This window comes from Psychroserpens citreus (assembly GCF_055686305.1).
Window position 1 is genome coordinate 1,290,880 of record NZ_CM145999.1, and the last position, 18,084, is coordinate 1,308,963.

General features: G+C 34.8%; 14 protein-coding genes. 9 read left to right on the forward strand and 5 right to left on the reverse strand.

The window, feature by feature from the left end:
* Positions 1–7: 7 nt before the first annotated feature.
* Positions 8–430 carry an OsmC family protein gene (locus ACTU6T_RS05735; protein WP_460220299.1) on the reverse strand — a complete coding sequence of 141 codons (423 nt, stop codon included), beginning with the start codon at positions 428–430 and terminating at the stop codon, positions 8–10.
* Positions 431–485: 55 nt separating this feature from the next.
* Here ACTU6T_RS05735 and ACTU6T_RS05740 point away from each other — a divergent pair, with 55 nt between their 5' ends.
* Positions 486–1,088, forward strand: a complete 603-nt coding sequence (locus ACTU6T_RS05740; RefSeq protein ID WP_460220300.1) for a carboxymuconolactone decarboxylase family protein — start codon at positions 486–488, stop codon at positions 1,086–1,088.
* Positions 1,089–1,143: 55 nt separating this feature from the next.
* Here the strand turns inward: ACTU6T_RS05740 and ACTU6T_RS05745 are convergent, their stop codons facing one another.
* Both ACTU6T_RS05745 and rsmI read right to left on the reverse strand, forming a co-directional pair.
* Positions 1,144–1,713, reverse strand: a complete 570-nt coding sequence (locus ACTU6T_RS05745; protein ID WP_460220301.1) for a uracil-DNA glycosylase family protein — start codon at positions 1,711–1,713, stop codon at positions 1,144–1,146.
* A 64-nt stretch (positions 1,714–1,777) separates the two neighbouring features.
* Positions 1,778–2,449 carry a 16S rRNA (cytidine(1402)-2'-O)-methyltransferase gene (gene rsmI, locus ACTU6T_RS05750; RefSeq protein WP_460220302.1) on the reverse strand — a complete coding sequence of 224 codons (672 nt, stop codon included), beginning with the start codon at positions 2,447–2,449 and terminating at the stop codon, positions 1,778–1,780.
* A gap of 173 nt (positions 2,450–2,622) precedes the next feature.
* Here rsmI and ACTU6T_RS05755 point away from each other — a divergent pair, with 173 nt between their 5' ends.
* Positions 2,623–6,018: a DUF7933 domain-containing protein gene (locus ACTU6T_RS05755; protein WP_460220303.1), complete on the forward strand. Its 3,396-nt coding sequence runs from the start codon at positions 2,623–2,625 to the stop codon at positions 6,016–6,018.
* Here the strand turns inward: ACTU6T_RS05755 and ACTU6T_RS05760 are convergent.
* Together ACTU6T_RS05760 and ACTU6T_RS05765 are read right to left on the reverse strand one after the other, a co-directional pair.
* A complete protein-coding gene (locus ACTU6T_RS05760; protein WP_460220304.1) occupies positions 6,008–6,367 on the reverse strand; it encodes a DoxX family protein in 360 nt (119 codons plus the stop codon). The genes ACTU6T_RS05755 and ACTU6T_RS05760 overlap by 11 nt on opposite strands.
* A gap of 20 nt (positions 6,368–6,387) precedes the next feature.
* The gene (locus ACTU6T_RS05765; RefSeq protein ID WP_460220305.1) at positions 6,388–7,119 is read right to left on the reverse strand and encodes a hypothetical protein; all 732 of its coding nucleotides are present in this window, start codon (positions 7,117–7,119) and stop codon (positions 6,388–6,390) included.
* Positions 7,120–7,221: 102 nt separating this feature from the next.
* On the opposite strand from ACTU6T_RS05765, the gene ACTU6T_RS05770 reads away from it, so the two are divergent.
* The 7 genes from ACTU6T_RS05770 to ACTU6T_RS05800 all read left to right on the forward strand — a co-directional run bounded on the left by ACTU6T_RS05770 (position 7,222) and on the right by ACTU6T_RS05800 (position 18,055).
* Positions 7,222–7,875 carry a thymidine kinase gene (locus ACTU6T_RS05770; protein WP_460220306.1) on the forward strand — a complete coding sequence of 218 codons (654 nt, stop codon included), beginning with the start codon at positions 7,222–7,224 and terminating at the stop codon, positions 7,873–7,875.
* On the forward strand, positions 7,862–8,968 hold the full coding sequence (gene alr, locus ACTU6T_RS05775) for an alanine racemase (protein WP_460220307.1): 1,107 nt from the start codon (positions 7,862–7,864) through the stop codon (positions 8,966–8,968). Before ACTU6T_RS05770 ends, alr begins: the two co-directional genes overlap by 14 nt.
* 73 nt (positions 8,969–9,041) lie before the next feature.
* Complete coding sequence (mscL, locus tag ACTU6T_RS05780; RefSeq protein WP_460220308.1) at positions 9,042–9,443, forward strand: large conductance mechanosensitive channel protein MscL; 402 nt, start codon at positions 9,042–9,044, stop codon at positions 9,441–9,443.
* Between the two features lie 194 nt (positions 9,444–9,637).
* Positions 9,638–10,627: an aspartate-semialdehyde dehydrogenase gene (locus ACTU6T_RS05785; protein ID WP_460220309.1), complete on the forward strand. Its 990-nt coding sequence runs from the start codon at positions 9,638–9,640 to the stop codon at positions 10,625–10,627.
* A 202-nt stretch (positions 10,628–10,829) separates the two neighbouring features.
* Positions 10,830–12,200 (forward strand): Ig-like domain-containing protein, encoded by a 1,371-nt coding sequence (locus ACTU6T_RS05790; protein WP_460220310.1) that lies wholly within the window; start codon positions 10,830–10,832, stop codon positions 12,198–12,200.
* Between the two features lie 17 nt (positions 12,201–12,217).
* A complete protein-coding gene (locus ACTU6T_RS05795) occupies positions 12,218–15,499 on the forward strand; it encodes a T9SS type A sorting domain-containing protein (RefSeq protein ID WP_460220311.1) in 3,282 nt (1,093 codons plus the stop codon).
* A gap of 135 nt (positions 15,500–15,634) precedes the next feature.
* On the forward strand, positions 15,635–18,055 hold the full coding sequence (locus ACTU6T_RS05800; RefSeq protein WP_460220312.1) for an FG-GAP-like repeat-containing protein: 2,421 nt from the start codon (positions 15,635–15,637) through the stop codon (positions 18,053–18,055).
* The last annotated feature ends 29 nt before the right edge of the window (positions 18,056–18,084 follow it).

Here is an 18,084-nt window from a genome sequence, read left to right on the forward strand (position 1 = left end):
ATTTTCGCTAAGCATTGTGATAATGTATCGATGTTTTTACCTCAGCAAATCTGCGAAACATTTCCATTACACCACAATAAGTATCTATAGACAAATTCACCGCCTTTTTTATTTTACTTTCATCCAATTGATCTCCATAGAAATGATATTCTACAGAAACAGTATGGTAGTATTTTGGATGTTCATCGGTCAATTCTCCATAAGTATCAATTCTAAAATCTGAAAATGGCACTTTCATTTTCTTTAGTATAGATACGACATCTAATCCTGAGCATCCAGCAAGAGAAGACAACATCATTGCTTTAGGTCTTAGTCCTGAATTATGACCTCCATGTTCTGAGGAAGTATCCATCATTAACATTTTTCCACTAGGATTATCAGATTCAAATTGTAAGTTTCCTTTCCAATGTGTGACCACTTTATTAGACATATCTAAAGAATTTTTCGTTTATTGTTAATTCAAAAATACTACTAAAAAAAAACATATGGCATTAGTAACTCCTTTATCTGCGGAACACGATCCGGAAACAAAAGAACTTGCTGAATTTTTTAATGAAACCCTTGGGTTTTGTCCAAATTCGGTTTTAACCATGCAACGTCGACCTGCAATTTCAAAAGCATTCATCAATTTAAATAAAGCAGTAATGGCCAATGAAGGTCGTGTGACCTCAGCATTAAAGCGTATGATTGCTTGGGTGAGCAGTAATTCGACGGGGTGTCGGTATTGTCAAGCTCATGCTATTCGCGCTGCCGAACGTTATGGTGCCGAACAAGAACAATTAGATAATATTTGGGAGTATAGAACACATCCTGCATTTTCTGAAGCCGAACGCGCAGCTCTTGATTTTAGTTTAGCTGCATCTCAAGTTCCTAATGCTGTAGACGCTGATATCAAAAAACGCTTATATGAACATTGGAATGAAGGAGAAATTGTAGAAATGCTTGGTGTTATTTCGTTATTTGGTTACCTCAACCGTTGGAATGATTCTATGGGAACCGATATTGAAGAAGGTGCTGTTGAAAGTGGCAATCAATATTTAGGGAAACACGGTTTTGAAGTTGGAAAACATGATGGGTCGCAGTATTAAATAATCGCTTAACTATATAATAACAAATACACCTCTTCTGGAATGGAGAGGTTTTTTATAATATAGCATTAACTACTGTTTTTAACTCAGGCACAACCTCCTTCTCAAACCAAGGATTCTTTGCCAGCCAAAATCGATTTCTAGGACTTGGATGTGGCAATGTGAAATATTTAGGTAAGTAGTCTTTATAATTTGAAACTGTTTCGGTTAAGGTATGTTTAGCTTGCTCTTTTAGGTAATATTTTTGTGCATACATCCCAATCAAAATCACCAATTCTACGTTTTCCATGTTGTCAAATAACAGCTCATGCCATTGTGGTGCACATTCTGGTCTCGGAGGTAAATCACCGCTTTTTCCTTTCCCTGGATAACAAAATCCCATTGGGATTATAGCAAACTTACTCTCATCATAAAAATCTGAATCAGTAACACCTAACCATTTACGTAATTGCTTTCCGCTTGCATCATCCCAAGGAATCCCAGAAACATGAACTTTAGTTCCTGGTGCTTGACCAATAATTACAATTTTAGACTCTGGATGTCCAGTAGCAATAGGTCTTGGACCTAACGGTAAATGGGCTTCACAAATCTTACATTGTCGTATTTCGTTTAATAAAGCGTGCATTTTATTTTTTATAATTAGTCACATTACACTTCGACTGCGCTCAGTGTGACATTAATTAAAAATCCTATCGTTTCCCTCCTACGATAATAACAATCTCCCCTTTAGGTGGTTTATTGGTATAATGCTCTAACACCTCTTTTGCACTCCCTCTTATAGTTTCCTCATAGAGTTTAGTCAATTCTCGAGACACAGAAACTGGTCGTTCATCCCCAAAATATTCACAAAAATTGGTTAACGTTTTTATCAATTTATGAGGGCTTTCATAAAACACTATTGTTCGTGTTTCTTCAGCTAATAATTTGAGTCGTGTTTGACGTCCTTTCTTTACAGGTAAAAAACCTTCAAACACAAATTTATCATTAGGTAATCCAGAATTGACTAGAGCTGGAACAAAAGCAGTAGCTCCAGGCAAACAATCTACTTCTATTTCATGTTCTACACATGCTCGTGTTAATAAGAATCCTGGATCTGAAATTGCTGGTGTACCAGCATCACTTATTAATGCAATGGATAATCCGCTTTTCAATTTCTGAATCAAATGATCTACCATTTTATGCTCATTATGCATATGATGACTTTGCATTTGAGTACCAATCTCAAAGTGCTTTAATAATTTTCCTGATGTTCGTGTATCTTCAGCTAATATCAAATCGACATCCTTTAAAACCTCAACAGCTCTAAACGTCATGTCTTTTAAATTTCCGATAGGTGTAGGTACAAGATAAAGTTTACTCATTGTAAGCAGTTTCTTTTCAAATTTACAATGTTTCTAAGTATATTAACGCAACCTTTTGTGATAATTAGCATCTTTTCATTAGTTAAGGCTTTATAGTAGGAAAATTCTATATTTATCTGTTATAGTCTTAAAATTGTCCATGTTCTCATTGCACTAGACCAAACTATTAGTATATGCCAGTAAAATTACTGTTTCGCTTAATTTTTTTCTTTCTCTTATGTACGCAATTACATAGTCAAACTACCGATTTATCAATTGTAGCTCAAGCACAAAATACTAGTGGCAATAGCGTCTCTCAAGTGGAAATCTATCAAGATTTCCAATATATTGTTACCATTATCAACTCTGGAAATCCAGTTGCTGATGCGTCTTTTGAAATTACGATGTCTACTAGTATTCAAAATTTAGACATTGCAACCATTACATCTCAAAATAATACTGGTGGTGCCTCAAATGCTTCAAACCTTGCTTTAAACGGAACTACGCTCACAGGAAACGTTGCAAATTTACCTACAGATTCTAGTGTAGAATTAAGAATTCCTGTTACTGCTCCTTCTAATGTTGGTGGTATTGCTATTGATGCAGTTATTTTTCCTCCAGATGGCACAACAGACAGTAACGAATCTAACAATCAATCTTTGATTTCTATAGATGTTATTGATGTTGATATTGATTTTACAGTAACTCATGAGCAAATCACACCACCTGAAGGGACTGGAATTTCTGCATGGAACGATACGATTACTTATAGATTTACAATTACAAATAATAGCGCTATCGACTTCCCTTTGGAAAGTTTCAAAGGCACGCTTACGAGAACCTCAGATTTAGATTTTGGAAGACCTAACGCTCAGTTAGAATCTATTGCCTGCGTTGGCACTACAGGAGGTACTGAATGTCCTGATGTTTCTGGTGTTACAACACAACAGAACTTTCTAATTAGTGGTGCTGCTGATATGTTTACTTTTGGAATACCACACCTGTATACTTCTGGTGGGTCTGCAACATTTGAAATTGTATATAGGTACTCTGAACCTTCTTGTGCCATTGTTTTAGGCACCATAGAGGTGGCAAGTAACATAACTATAGCCCTAAATCATGACAATTTATCTTCTAATGTTTCCAATGTAGTTGATACACCTTTAATAGAAGGTGCCTTGTGCCAAGTAACAGATATATGTATAGATACAATACAAACCAACCCAGACTCTGCAACACAAGTAGATTGGGGAGAACAAGTTACTTTTGAAACTACTGTTTGTAATAATGGTCCACTTGATGCCAATATTGCTTTTTTCCTTCAAAACTTATCCGGAATCGAATGGAATATCCTATCTGCTCAGTGTACTGGAACTATAGGGAATATTTCCTGTGATGATGTATCCATTAATATTGAAGAGATTTTTTGGGTAAGCGAAGCTTTTATTTTACCTGTTGGTGCTACTGTGACCATAACAACAGTTGTGGTTTTTATCGAGCCTGAATGTGCAGTCAATTCACAGCCCATTTCAGCACATATTAGAAGTGGCACCAATGTTTTGGAATCGGATATTTTTGACAATGTCATTGAAAATAGCGCTCAGAGTGATTATGTCATGTTACCTGCTGTGGATGAATGCCCAAGTATTGATTTAAGCATTACTAAAACTCAAATCGATCCTGCTTTACCAGAAGGAGGTTCGGCAGCAAATCCAACACAAGCAGGAAACGTAACTTATGAAATTACAGCAGCTAATCTAAGTGATGAAGATACAGTTATAGAACTCACTGATATTACAGAAAACTCTAGTAATATAAATTACCTAGGAACCTTACTATCTGTTGAATGTGTTTCAACAACTGGAACAGCAGACTGCTTTAATATTGTAAATGCTAATATTGATATTCCTTTTGATGGTGTTTCAAATAATGGTGTTAACGATATTTTCTGGCAAATCACACCAGAAGAGAATTGGATTTTACCTGCCAATAGTTCGGTGACATTTCAAGCAACTGTTTCCTGGGAAACTGACTGCTCCATAAATGCTATTCCTGTATTTAATTTAGTTGAAATCAGGAATGCCAATAATACGGTTGATAATAACCTTTTAAATAATGCCGATGATGTGACCACATTTTTTGCGCCTTGTGTTGATTTAGTCGTACAAACGTATCCAGAGTTCACACAAGTGAATGTTAATCAAAATTTTGACTGGATTATTGATATAACCAATAGCGAAACAAGTTCTAATGCTATCAATATTTTCTTTGAAGATACCGTAAATAGTGTGTTTACAATTACAGGAACTCCAACCTGCACTGTAACTAATGGAAATGCAACTTGTGTTACTGGGTTAACAACCAATGGAAATGTTGTGACTGGAACTATTGACAATATGGATGCCGCATCAACAATACAGATACGAATTCCAGTAACAGCTCCAAACTTTGGTGGGGCCTACAATAATATAGCTGTTGCTACACCAGATGAAAATGATAATTTAGAGATTTCACCAGAAACAAATACTTCTATTAGTAATGTACAAATTGTAGCGCCTTTACTTGAAAAGGTATTCGATCCTGATACTATAACTGTTGGGGAAGAAAGCACTTTAACCTTTACTATCACTAATTTACCTTCTAACCCTGCCCAAAGTGACATTTCGTTTACTGATGTATTCTCTTCTGAAATTACAGTTGTTTCAACACCTGATTGGGTGTCTAGTAATGGTTGTACAGCAACTTTTATTGGAGTACCTGGTGATAATTTTGCTGGTGTTACCAATCTTGTGTTTCCTGAAGGCGTTGCTTCTTGTTCATTTAGTGTAGTAGTCACATCTAATATTCCAGGAATATATGTTAATGATACTTCAAACTTTACTGAGCAAAATAATATTGACACCTCACAAACCAATGCTACATTGACTGTTTTAGAAGATATGTCTGATGTAGATATTGAAATCCTGAAAGACGTTTTTCCTGAAGAAGCCATTATTGGAGAACAAGTCACTTTTGAAATCACAGCGACCAATTTAGGAACAACTGAAGGCACAGACATTGAAATTCAAGACCTATTTCCTCTTGGAATGTCTTTTGTTTCTGCGAGTACAACCGAGGGAATATTTGATCCATTGACATTTATCTGGTCAATTGATACATTAAACCCAAATCAATCTGAGATACTTACCATTATTGCTCAAGTAGATGCTAGTGACAATCTAATAAATGTTGCCTTATTAAGTGATTTACGCCAACCTGATCGAGATGAGTCTAATAATTCTGATGATGCCGAAGTTACAGTTCCGTTTTGCTTATTAATTCCGCAAGGGTTATCTCCAAATAATGATGGATTAAACGATGTGTTTGATATACAATGTATAGAAGAATATCCTGATAATTTAATAAAAATTTACAACCGTTTAGGGGTTCAGATTTATGAACAAGATAACTACAAAGGTGATTGGGATGGCACACCAAATATGGGTATTCCTGAAACTTCAGGATTACTTCCCGTGGGAACGTATTTTTATATATTAGATTTAAATACTGGAGACAAACCTATTTTAGGTTGGGTGTATCTTAATTACTAGGCCTCACTTTTTTTCCTAGGAAATAGGACACAAATAACAATGGTATTCCTATAACAGATAGCCCTAATGAATGACCAGCGTCTAGATGCGCTGCAGTAGCTAAGACTAAATCAAAAAAGAACCCAGCATACGCCCATTCAGATAGCCAATTACTTTGACGCCATAATATCATAATGACTCCCAATATTTTAATAATTGCTAAAGGAATGACAATATAACTTGGATAGTGTAATGATTCAAAATAGCCTTTTACCATTTCAGTATTGAATAGATACATTTGGGCAGAATACAGAAAAAGTAATGCCAATAAGACGGTTGCAATCCAATAAATAATTTTAGTGGTTTTCATTTAAAGGAAGTCGAAAAGTTTTAGTCAAACTTACGTTCAATTGCACTTAAAAAACGAGCTTCAACCTCCTCTTTACCTTCCCAATTGTTATAATCGGGCTTCACAATATTATGAATAAGGTGTGTTGCTTCTTCAAAAGAATTAATTGTTTTTAGTTGAGAAACTACACGCTCATAGTCTTCATTTTTACCATCAAACAAATGTTTAATAAAGGCTAATTTATCATTAAGTCCAATATTTATGCCGCCATTCTTCAGTTTGTCATTTAACGATTTTCTATGAGTGCTGTTAGATTCGGAAACAGGTTCAAATACAGGGATTTCCTCAAAGCCAGCAGTAATATCTTCTAGATGTTCTTGCGCTTTAGGCTCGCTAACTACGGTTTCAACAATATCATCTACTTGCTGCGTTTCTTGAGGCATTTGAGCGACCATGTCTTTTATTTTTTCCATGACTGGTTCATAGATATGATCATCTTCTTTCTCATCTAAGTTGACGTATATTTTATCTTCAACTTCAATATTATCACTAACCTTGTTATTAAAAGCCGTATCTAACATCCCAAAGAAGGAAGAATTACTTCCTATAGTTGGTAAATCGCCTTCAAAATTTTCATTAGCGAATTTAAGAACACTCAATTTTTCAAATAATGCAGCTGTTTCAGCATGTAGTTTTACAACATCTTCCTTTCCTTTAAGCTTTAAAATTCTGTGAGCAATACTTATTAATTCTGCTTCCAGCTTCTTCTTCATAACTTTTATGTTTTATCTAAAATAGATTTTTGTTTTTTAATAAATTTACGCCACCTTTATACAAAACGAACTACAGGTTGGTTTTAGTGTTAAAATTACGAAATGTTTCTCGAAAATACAGTAAATCATAAAGAACAATTTGGGTGGATTGAAGTCATTTGCGGTTCAATGTTCTCTGGTAAAACAGAAGAATTAATCCGTCGACTCAAGCGTGCACAATTTGCAAGACAGAAGGTTGAGATATTTAAACCTGCTGTTGATGTGCGTTATGATGAAGAGATGGTTGTCTCTCATGACTCTAATGAAATTCGTTCTACTCCAGTTCCTGCTGCTGCAAATATTCCAATTTTAGCAGATGGCTGTGATGTAGTTGGTATTGATGAAGCTCAGTTTTTTGATGATGAAATTGTAAGAGTATGCAATGATCTTGCCAACAAAGGCATTCGTGTTATAGTTGCTGGTTTAGATATGGATTTTAAAGGAAATCCTTTTGGTCCTATGCCTTACCTAATGGCAACTGCTGAATATGTCACTAAAGTGCATGCCATTTGTACCAGAACAGGAAACCTTGCTCAATATAGCTATAGAAAAGCTACAAGTGATGCACTTGTATTACTAGGCGAGGTTGATGAGTACGAACCATTAAGTCGCGCTGCATTCTACAAAGCCATGTTACGTGATAAAGTACGAAACATGAAGGTTAACGACGCTGAAGAAATTTCTAACAAAGACAGCAAATCCAATGTCCAAGGCTAAAGAAACTGTTTTAGAAATTGATCTAAAAGCACTTAAGCATAATTTCGATTATATAAAATCTAAGCTTAAAAGTGACACTAAAATACTCGCTGTAGTAAAAGCTTTCGCTTACGGAAGTGATGCAAATATAATAGCAGAATACCTTGAAGATTTAAACGTTGATTATTTTGCTGTAGCCTATGTTACTGAAGGGGTAGCTTTACGTAATGCTGGAATAAAAACCCCTATTTTAGTGCTGCATCCTCAAGCCGTAAATTTCAAAACTCTAATAGAACGTTGCTTAGAACCTAGTTTGTACAATGCTAAAGTTTTAAATGAATTTATAGCTGTTGCTTCAAAAGAACATCAAAAGGATTATCCCGTTCATATTAAATTTAATACAGGATTAAATCGTTTAGGATTTTGGGAAACTGACGTCGATTATATTGTTCAAAAACTTAAAGACACCAACTCTGTAAAAGTAAAATCTATCTTTTCACATTTAGCTGCAAGTGAAGACTTAAACGAGAAAGAGTTTACCTTGAATCAAATTCATAGCTTCAAAAGTATATCCAAAATATTTGCAAAAGCTATTGGCTATCAACCAATGCTACACTTAGCAAACACCTCTGGAATTATTAATTACGCAGAAGCACATCTTGATATGGTACGAATAGGTATCGGCTTATATGGTTTTGGTAATTCTGAAGCAGAAAATAAAAATCTAACACCTATTGCTACTCTTAAATCTGTGATTTCTCAAATTCATAAAATTGAAAAGAATGAAACGGTTGGTTATAATCGAGCTTATCGAAGTTCTGGTTATGAAAAAACAGCAACCATTCCTATTGGACATGCAGATGGCATTGGGCGACAATATGGTAATCAAAAAGGTTATGTAACCATTAATGGATATAAAGCACCAATTATAGGTAATGTTTGTATGGATATGATTATGGTTAATATTACTCATATTGATTGTCAAGAAGGCGATGAAGTTATCATCTTTGGAAAACAACCTAATGCGTCACAATTTGCAAATTCAGCTGATACGATTTCCTATGAAATTATCACAGCCGTTTCTCAACGTATAAAACGTGTCATTTTGAAATAATAGTTTTTAATGTTATTGCCTATTATTTTTTTGAGTATTTTAGACTTCTAATAACTAACTTAATACATTAATTATGCTTAAAGAATTTAAGAATTTTATAATGACAGGAAATGTCATTGATCTTGCAGTCGCAGTTATCCTTGCAGGTGCAGTTGGATTGGTTGTAAACGGTTTTGTTTCTGATATCATGATGCCTTTAGTCGGACATTTTACAGGAGGTGTAAATTTTGCTGATATGAAACATGTTCTATCTCCTGCGGTAGTTGCAGCAGATGGCTCAGTTACTACACCCGAAAATGCAATTATGTATGGTAAATGGATTAATGCTATCATTAACTTAATCACTGTTGGCTTTGTATTATTCATGATAGTAAAAGCTTACAATAAAACGAAAGCTCCAGCTGAAGAACCAGCTCCAGCAGGGCCATCAGAAATTGATTTATTAACTGAAATTAGAGATGCTCTAAAAAAATAGTAAGCTTTACCGCTACACTATATACTAACTTGAACCGCTTCGTATGGAAGCGGTTTTTTTATGAAATTCTCAAAAAAATCGCTTAGAAATAAAAACATAGAATTTTTTAAGCCTCATTTTTAACAAAAAAATCGCCTATATAACAGGTCAAATCATATAAAATACTATAATTTTACATCTTAAAATTTCATACTATGAAAGTAGCTGTAGTTGGTGCCACTGGTTTAGTTGGCGAAGTCATGCTTAAAGTTCTAGAAGAACGTAGCTTTCCTGTTTCAGAATTAATTCCTGTCGCTTCAGAGCGATCTATTGGAAAATTAATTTCCTTCAAAGGAAATGATTATAAAGTTGTTGGTATGCAAGATGCAATTGACATGAGTCCAAATATCGCTTTGTTTTCTGCTGGAGGCGGTACTTCATTAGAGTGGGCCCCAAAATTTGCTGAATCAGGAATTACAGTGATTGATAATTCTTCGGCTTGGCGAATGGATGCAACCAAACATTTAGTAGTTCCAGAAATTAATGCAACATCTTTAACGTCTGAAGACAAAATTATTGCTAACCCTAATTGCTCTACCATACAAATGGTAGTAGCTTTAGCTCCTCTTCATAAAAAATATAACATCAAACGAATTGTTGTATCTACTTATCAATCTATTACTGGTACTGGTGTTAAAGCAGTACGCCAGTTAGAAAATGAACTTGCAGGTGTAAAAGGAGAAATGGCTTATCCTTATCCCATTTACCAAAATGCTATTCCTCATTGTGATGTTTTTGAAGACAATGGGTATACCAAAGAAGAAATGAAATTGGTAAGAGAAACTCAAAAAATATTGAATGATCGCACAATTGCTGTCACTGCAACTGCCGTTAGAATTCCTACTGCTGGTGGACATAGTGAAGCAGTTAATGTTGAATTTGAAAAGGATTTTGATTTAGCCGATGTTAGGCAATTACTCAATGAATCTCCTGGTGTAGTTGTACAGGATAATGTTGATGTAAATACCTACCCTATGCCAATTTATGCCAATGGAAAAGATGATGTTTTCGTTGGAAGAATTCGCCGTGATGGGTCACAACCTAACACATTGAATATGTGGATTGTAAGCGACAACTTAAGAAAGGGAGCCGCTACCAACACCGTTCAAATTGCCGAATATTTAGTTCATAACAATTTGTTATAATTATTTCTTGCCTCTTCAGGTAGGGTTTTAAACATTTCAGTTGTTTAGATAGTGATAATATTATCTGGTCTAAATTTTAGAAAAAATTCAACAGTTTTTTCAGCATTTAGACTCTTGTTGTCTGATAAAAAGTGTATTACAACTAATTAATTATTGAGACACTGGCTTTGTAATTATATTTACTATCCAAATTTTACTATAAATGTTGAAAAATTACGCGCAAATCTTTAGCATTATTGCTATTTGTTTTGCTTTCTATTCTTGTGGTGACGATGATGACAATTATGTTCCCATAGAAATTGAAGCAAATGCAGATGCTTTTGAAGTGCCACAAGATATGTCATTTACTGTGAACGTGCTGTCTAATGACATCAATATTCCTGATAATGGAAGTTTGACTGTAGTAAATTCTCAAAACAGTACAACTCAAGTTTTAGATCCAAATTCAACTCCAGACATTCCGTCTGATGATGTTATTCTATATACTCCTAATAATAATTTTGTAGGTACGGACACCTTTCAATATACCATTTGCGACACTAATGATAATTGTGCAACTGGAATAGTGACTGCTACGGTTACACCTGTAACCCCTGTTAATATCGATCTAGAGAACATGCCATATTCAACGCTTTCTGAATATAATTTTTTTAATGGTGACATGAAAAATTTAGATCCTGTATATGGAGTGATTCCTTATGATTTAAACTCAACATTATTTACCGATTATGCGCATAAAAAACGTTTTGTGTGGATGCCAAATGGAACTAAAGCAAGTTATAATAGTGATTATACACCTCTAGATTTCCCTCTAGGTGCTGTACTTATCAAGAATTTTTATTATGATAATGTTCAACCATCTAATGCGACCAGAATCATTGAAACACGCTTGATGTTTATGACTGAAGAGGGATGGGATTTTGCAAATTATGTGTGGAATGATGAACAAACCGAAGCCACATTTACAAATGCGGGTAGTTTTACTGAAGTTGAATGGATAGAAAATAGCTTATTACAAAATGCTAATTACAGAATACCATCTAGGAATGAATGCTTTACATGTCATAATAAATATGGAACACCAGTGCCTATTGGACCAAAACCACAAAATTTAAATAGAGACTTAACCTATTCAGATGGAACCTTTAATCAACTCCAAAAGTGGATAGATTTTGGGTATTTAGAAAACAACCTCCCAACGTCAATTGTTTCAACTGTTAAATGGGATGATGAATCTCTTGATTTAAACTTAAGAGTTCGTTCGTATCTCGATATTAATTGTGCCCATTGTCACTCTGAAGAAAGTTATTGTGAATATAGACCAATGCGTTTTGCTTTTCATGAAAATGAAGACGATATTAATAAAGGGGTTTGTGTAACTCCAGACACACAAATAGCTGGTACAACTCATATTGTCGTTCCAGGAAATAATGATGCCTCTGTATTACGTTTTAGAGTTAACTCTATTCAAGAACAGAATAGAATGCCTTTATTAGGTAGAACACTTAAACATGAAGAAGGTGTCAGACTTATTGAAGAATGGATTAATTCTCTTAGCGGAGAATGTGAATAAATAAAAACTATAATGTTATGAAATTAAAATTACTAGTATTAACCGTTTTAGCCTTAACGTTTTGCTCTCAATCTTTTGGGCAACCAGCTAATGACACAGTTGCTGGAGCAATTCCTATTACGCCTTCTGCTGAAGGTACTGGGTGCTCTGTTGCCACATTCAATTTGCCTTTTTCTACAGATGGCACTACAGATAGTGGTGTGCAAGGTGGGTGTAGGCTTTCAGGTTTAGATCAATTCTTTACTTGGACGGCAACTACAAATGCATTATTTTTCTCGTCTGACAGCCCAGGAAACCCTGGAATTGTCGTTTGGGATGCAACTGGAACTGTTGAGATTGACTGTGCAGATACATTTGCAACTACGAGTCTTACGGGATGGAATATTGGTGATGATCTTGTACTTCAAATTTATGATTTTCAAAATACCGCACTTTCAGACGTAGCATTCTGTTTAGAAGCAATAACGTATACACCTCCACCACCTATACCAGTAACTTTTACATCTCAATCTTCAGGGGCTTCAGGCGACTATAGACTCGCTGTAGTTGATATGAATGGGGATTTTTTAGATGATATGGTATCTGTATCATCAACAAATATCAATATTAGAGAGCAAGGTGCTGGTGGAACGTTTACAACAAAAAATATTGCAACAACTAATGCTGATAATCTTCCTAGTTGGAGTTTAGCTGCTGCAGACTATGATGGTAATGGTTACACAGATTTACTTTATGGAGGTGGAAATGGTGTCACCTTTATGAAAGCGAATTCCACTGGAACAGCATTTACTGAAATTTCTGGTCCTCAAGATGTGTTTTCACAACGCTCAAACTTTGTAGATATTAACAAAGATGGACATCTTGATGCCTTTGTTTGTCATGATGTTGCGCCTAATGTGTATTATATAAATGATGGAAGTGGAAATCTATCGTTTAACCAAGGTGGTTTAGGTGATTATCCTTCAGGAGGAAATTATGGCTCTATCTGGATTGATTATGATAATGATAGAGATTTAGATATGTTTATAGCCAAATGTGGCGGTGAACCAGCACGTCGATTAAATGAAATGCATACAAATGATGGCTCTGAAAATTATTCAGAAAATGCAGCCGCTTTAGGCTTAGCTGACCAAACACAAACTTGGTCTGCTGCTTGGGGAGATTTCGATAATGATGGAGATATGGATGTGTTTATTGGTGCTAGTTCATTGGCGACAGCTTCTAACGGATTCAAGTCAGACCATAGAATTATGAGAAATGATGGTGGTGTTTTTACCGAAGTAACTGCAGGTTCAGGAATAAGTGTATTAACAGCAACGAATACAGATACTGTTACATTTGATTTTGATAATGATGGAAATCTTGATTTAGTATCTGGTGGAAATATAATGTTCGGTCATGGTGATATGACCTTTGATGTATATACAGATGTGTTCCCTGGAGCAGGTGCTTATGGCGATTTAAATAATGATGGTTATATAGATGCTTTTAACTCTGGAAGTATGCGTATTAACAATGCTGAAAGTAATAACAATTGGATAAAAATTCACACGGTTGGTACATCAAGTAATATTCATGGAATTGGAGCTCGTATTGAAGTTCATACACCATCAGGGGTGAAAATTAGAGATGTAAAAAGTGGTGATGGATTTAGATATATGAACTCATTAAACACGCATATTGGTTTAGGAACAGAAGCAAGTATTACTGAAATTATAGTATACTGGCCTAATTCTGGGTGTGAAACGTTTTCAAACCCTGCAATCAATCAATCTATTACTATTACAGAAGGTGCTGGTGTTAGATGTGATGCTGTAGTATCACCCAAAATCTACCTTCAAGGCGCGTCTTTAAATCCAAATTCAGGAGAAGAAAATTTAATGCGTGATGATTTACGAGCAAATGGATGGTTAGCTTCAAGTGCTACAACTAGTCCTTATGCTGATGCATTAGTCGCTGATGTTTCAGTATTTAATATCACTGGAGACGATGCTATTGTTGACTGGGTTTTTGTTGAATTAAGAGATAAAGATGACAATTCTATAATTTTAGATTCTCAATCTGCACTATTACAACGTGATGGAGATGTGGTTGATATTGATGGCGTTTCTCCGTTAGTATTTAGCCAAGCTTCAGGTAATGCTTTTATAGCAGTTAAACATCGTAACCATATCGGTTTAATTAGTGCAGACACATTTAGATTAAGCCCTGTAAATACTGTTGTCGATTTATCATCAGACCCTAATGCTGTTGAAGGCCAAACCAATGCTGTTAATGCTTTAGCTAATGGTAAATTTGGAATGTATACAGGAGATTTCGATGGAAATGAACAAGTTCAAAATGCTGATGCTAATGGAGTAATACAACTTCTTGGAGGTTCAGGATATAATGATGCCGATATGGATGCCAATACACAAGTTCAAAATACGGATGTAAACACACTAATTAATCCAAATATTGGTCGTGGACAACAGTTTAGAACCGACGGGAATGCGGATGTATTATCTCCAAGTATTACAGTAGCCTTTGATAATGCGGAGATTACCAATGATGGCTCTAATGATTATTATGAAGCAGATATTTTTATCTCTAGTACTGAAGATTTTAAATTAGGTTCTGGTCAATTATATATCAATTATAATGAAGCTGCTTTTGGTTCTAATATATCGAGCAACGGAAGCTTAGAATATAGCCAACCTAATGGTTCTATTTTAGGAGAAATCCTTAGTGGTTTCCCAGTATATAAAGATTTTATAGAAAACGACAATACGACATCTAGAGTTTCTATTTCATTTCAACAAGGAATAAGCTCAGGAACCATGCCAATAGATAACGTAATTGCAACACCAAAATTATTATGTCACATTAAAATTTTGTATCAAAATGCTGCTATCGATCCTAATATTTGCTTCGATACGGACCCTGTTTTCTTAGATCAATTCTTTACTGCTTGTGGACCTGAGTCTTTTGGTTTCCCTGATTGTACGAACAACCCAGGAATTCAGATATTAGATGATACCTATGATTGCTCTGAAGCTGGTGTTGAAACATTAAACGTAAATGATTTTACACTTAATTCAATTACATTATATCCAAATCCAGTAGATAATATATTGTATCTTAAAGGTGTGACTAGTGATTTGAATAAGATTGATATTTTTAATATTAATGGGCAACTAATAAATACTATTGAATCTAACTTTAATCAAATAGATGTGAGTCAATTAGATCCAGCTGTATATTTAATTAAATTTTACACAACAAAAAGCACAACTGTTAAAAGGTTGATTAAACGTTAATATGAAAATAGTAATTTTTCATTATACCCATTGAAAAATCAATACTAAATACTATTGCCTTACAACAATAAAAAGCCTCTAAATTAAATACTTAGAGGCTTTTTTGTTATTTTTATAGACTAAATTAATTAATCTATGAAAAAAATTACTTTAGTGCTAGCCCTCATTAGCACTGTTTTTTGTTTTTCACAAATCTTAAACCAACCTGCGAATTGGCCTAATAGTAATTGGGTACTTAGTGGTTCATATCTTACAAACTCTAATGTTTTAGAAGCTAACCCTACAACTACTGATAGTAACTTTGCATACGACGATGATGATGCATCTAGTGGTCATCAAGATAATATAGCAGCCGAATCGCCTATTATCGACCTAACTGCCGCTCATAATGCCCAAGAATATTGGATAACCGTGAGTTCTAGTTACGTGTTCAATGATATTGGTGAAGTACTAAAGCTACAATACTGGGATGCCGATGCTAGTGCTTGGACAGATTGGGGAAATGAGTTAGAAGAGAATTCAGGTGTTACAAATAATTTTTGTTCTGGTAATGCAGTTAGTTATACGTCTAGTTTTCTGAATATTTCATCATTTAGTGCTAATCAATTAAATAATTTTCAATACAGGATCTCATATGATGATTCTACTTTGGGGAACTATTGGGGTTGGGGGTTTTGTTTCCAATCACCTACAATTAGTTCTCAAGCGCCTCCTGCATGTCCAAATATTACAAATCTTACTGTTGGAACCATCACAACAAATTCGGCATTATTATATTGGTTATCTGGAGGCAGTGAAACAAACTGGGAAATTGCGCTACAAAACCCAGGTTCTGGAGTACCTACTGGTTCCGGAACCCCAACATCTTCAAACAATCCTCATACACTAACCAGCTTATCAGATGGCACTAGCTATGAAGTATATGTTAGAGGTTATTGTGGTGGCTCAGATTATAGTAATTGGGTTGGGCCACTTAATTTCACCACATTAGCTCCTGCAAGGGTGAATTTTATTCAACAACCTATGGCAATGGGAGGATATGATTTAGCTGTTGTTGATATGGATGGAGATCATTTAGATGATATTGTATCTGTCACATCTACCAATGTAAAAATAAAATATCAATTAAATACAGGTGGATTTAATGAAGTTAATATTGGTACTTCTAACGCAGATTTTGTTCCTGATTGGAGTATGGCTGCTGCAGATTTTGATGGTAATGGATATACCGATTTATTGTACGGAGATGGGTCTGGTGTTACATTTATGAAAGCCAATAACAGCGGAACAGGCTTTACAGAAATTTCAGGATCTCAATATGTGTTTTCTCAACGTTCAAATTTTGCAGATATTAATAATGATGGGCATTTAGATGCCTTTGTATGTCATGATGTTGCTCCTAATGTATATTACATAAATGATGGGAGTGGTAACCTAACCTTTAATCAAGGAGGTCTTGGAGACTATACATCTGGTGGAAACTACGGGTCCATTTGGGTTGATTATGACAATGATAGAGACCTGGATATGTTTATTGCTAAATGTGGCGGTGAAGAAGCTAGAAGACGAAATAATATGTTAACCAATAACAGTGATGGTACTTATACTGAAAATGCTAATTCACTAGGTTTAGATGATCCAATGCAAACTTGGTCTTCATCTTGGGGAGATTATGATAATGATGGAGACATGGATCTTTTTGTTGGTGCTAGTTCAGGTAGTCATAAGCTTATGAGAAATGATGGTGGTGGTAATTTTGTCAATGTAACAACTGCTTCAAATATTTCTGCTCCAACAGGTCATGAAAATGTAAGTCATGACTTTGATAATGATGGGTTTTTAGACATTGCTTGTAACGGTACAATAATGTATGGTAAAGGAGATATGACTTTCGAGGATATTGACTCCTCGCAATTAAATTATAAAAACGGATCGTTTGGAGACCTAAACAATGACGGCTTTTTGGATGCCTATTACAATGACGTTATATATATGAACGAAACAACGTCTAATAATTGGATTAAAATTAATACTGTTGGGACAACTAGTAATATTGATGCTATTGGGGCTCGTGTAGAAATTTACACAGCAAATGGTATTCAAATTCGAGATGTTAGGAGTGGAGAAGGTTTCGAATATATGAGTTCATTAAATACCCATTTTGGTATTGGTTCAGAAACAGCTATTTCTCATATTATTGTGTATTGGCCAAATAAAGATTGTGAAACATTTCTAAATCCTCCAATAAATCAAACATTTACTGCTATAGAAGGAACTGGTGCTTCATGTGATACTTTAGGAATTAATGACAATGAGCTATTTGCAGCAGACATTATACTATCACCTAGTCCTGCAGATAATATACTAAATCTTAATACAGAGTTAGAATTACAAAATGCTTTTTTTAGTATCTATGACCTTAGCGGAAGGCGTGTCATGACAAATACTTTACATAATTCTAAGACTATTGATGTCTCGCAATTAAGCGCTGGTAATTATATATTAAGCATCATGTCTGATACCATTGTAAAAAACCAAAAGTTTATTAAAAAATAAAACATACTTCATCATATTTAAAAACGCCT

Excerpts from the sequence above, each read along its gene's own strand:
- alr (WP_460220307.1), top strand. The coding sequence starts at position 7,862 with ATGTCCAAGGCTAAAGAAACTGTTTTAGAAATTGATCTAAAAGCACTT.
- ACTU6T_RS05795 (WP_460220311.1), top strand. The coding sequence starts at position 12,218 with ATGAAATTAAAATTACTAGTATTAACCGTTTTAGCCTTAACGTTTTGC.
- ACTU6T_RS05785 (WP_460220309.1), top strand. The coding sequence starts at position 9,638 with ATGAAAGTAGCTGTAGTTGGTGCCACTGGTTTAGTTGGCGAAGTCATG.
- ACTU6T_RS05770 (WP_460220306.1), top strand. The coding sequence starts at position 7,222 with ATGTTTCTCGAAAATACAGTAAATCATAAAGAACAATTTGGGTGGATT.
- rsmI (WP_460220302.1), bottom strand. The coding sequence starts at position 2,449 with ATGAGTAAACTTTATCTTGTACCTACACCTATCGGAAATTTAAAAGAC.
- ACTU6T_RS05790 (WP_460220310.1), top strand. The coding sequence starts at position 10,830 with ATGTTGAAAAATTACGCGCAAATCTTTAGCATTATTGCTATTTGTTTT.
- ACTU6T_RS05800 (WP_460220312.1), top strand. The coding sequence starts at position 15,635 with ATGAAAAAAATTACTTTAGTGCTAGCCCTCATTAGCACTGTTTTTTGT.
- mscL (WP_460220308.1), top strand. The coding sequence starts at position 9,042 with ATGCTTAAAGAATTTAAGAATTTTATAATGACAGGAAATGTCATTGAT.
- ACTU6T_RS05745 (WP_460220301.1), bottom strand. The coding sequence starts at position 1,713 with ATGCACGCTTTATTAAACGAAATACGACAATGTAAGATTTGTGAAGCC.
- ACTU6T_RS05760 (WP_460220304.1), bottom strand. The coding sequence starts at position 6,367 with ATGAAAACCACTAAAATTATTTATTGGATTGCAACCGTCTTATTGGCA.
- ACTU6T_RS05765 (WP_460220305.1), bottom strand. The coding sequence starts at position 7,119 with ATGAAGAAGAAGCTGGAAGCAGAATTAATAAGTATTGCTCACAGAATT.
- ACTU6T_RS05755 (WP_460220303.1), top strand. The coding sequence starts at position 2,623 with ATGCCAGTAAAATTACTGTTTCGCTTAATTTTTTTCTTTCTCTTATGT.
- ACTU6T_RS05735 (WP_460220299.1), bottom strand. The coding sequence starts at position 430 with ATGTCTAATAAAGTGGTCACACATTGGAAAGGAAACTTACAATTTGAA.
- ACTU6T_RS05740 (WP_460220300.1), top strand. The coding sequence starts at position 486 with ATGGCATTAGTAACTCCTTTATCTGCGGAACACGATCCGGAAACAAAA.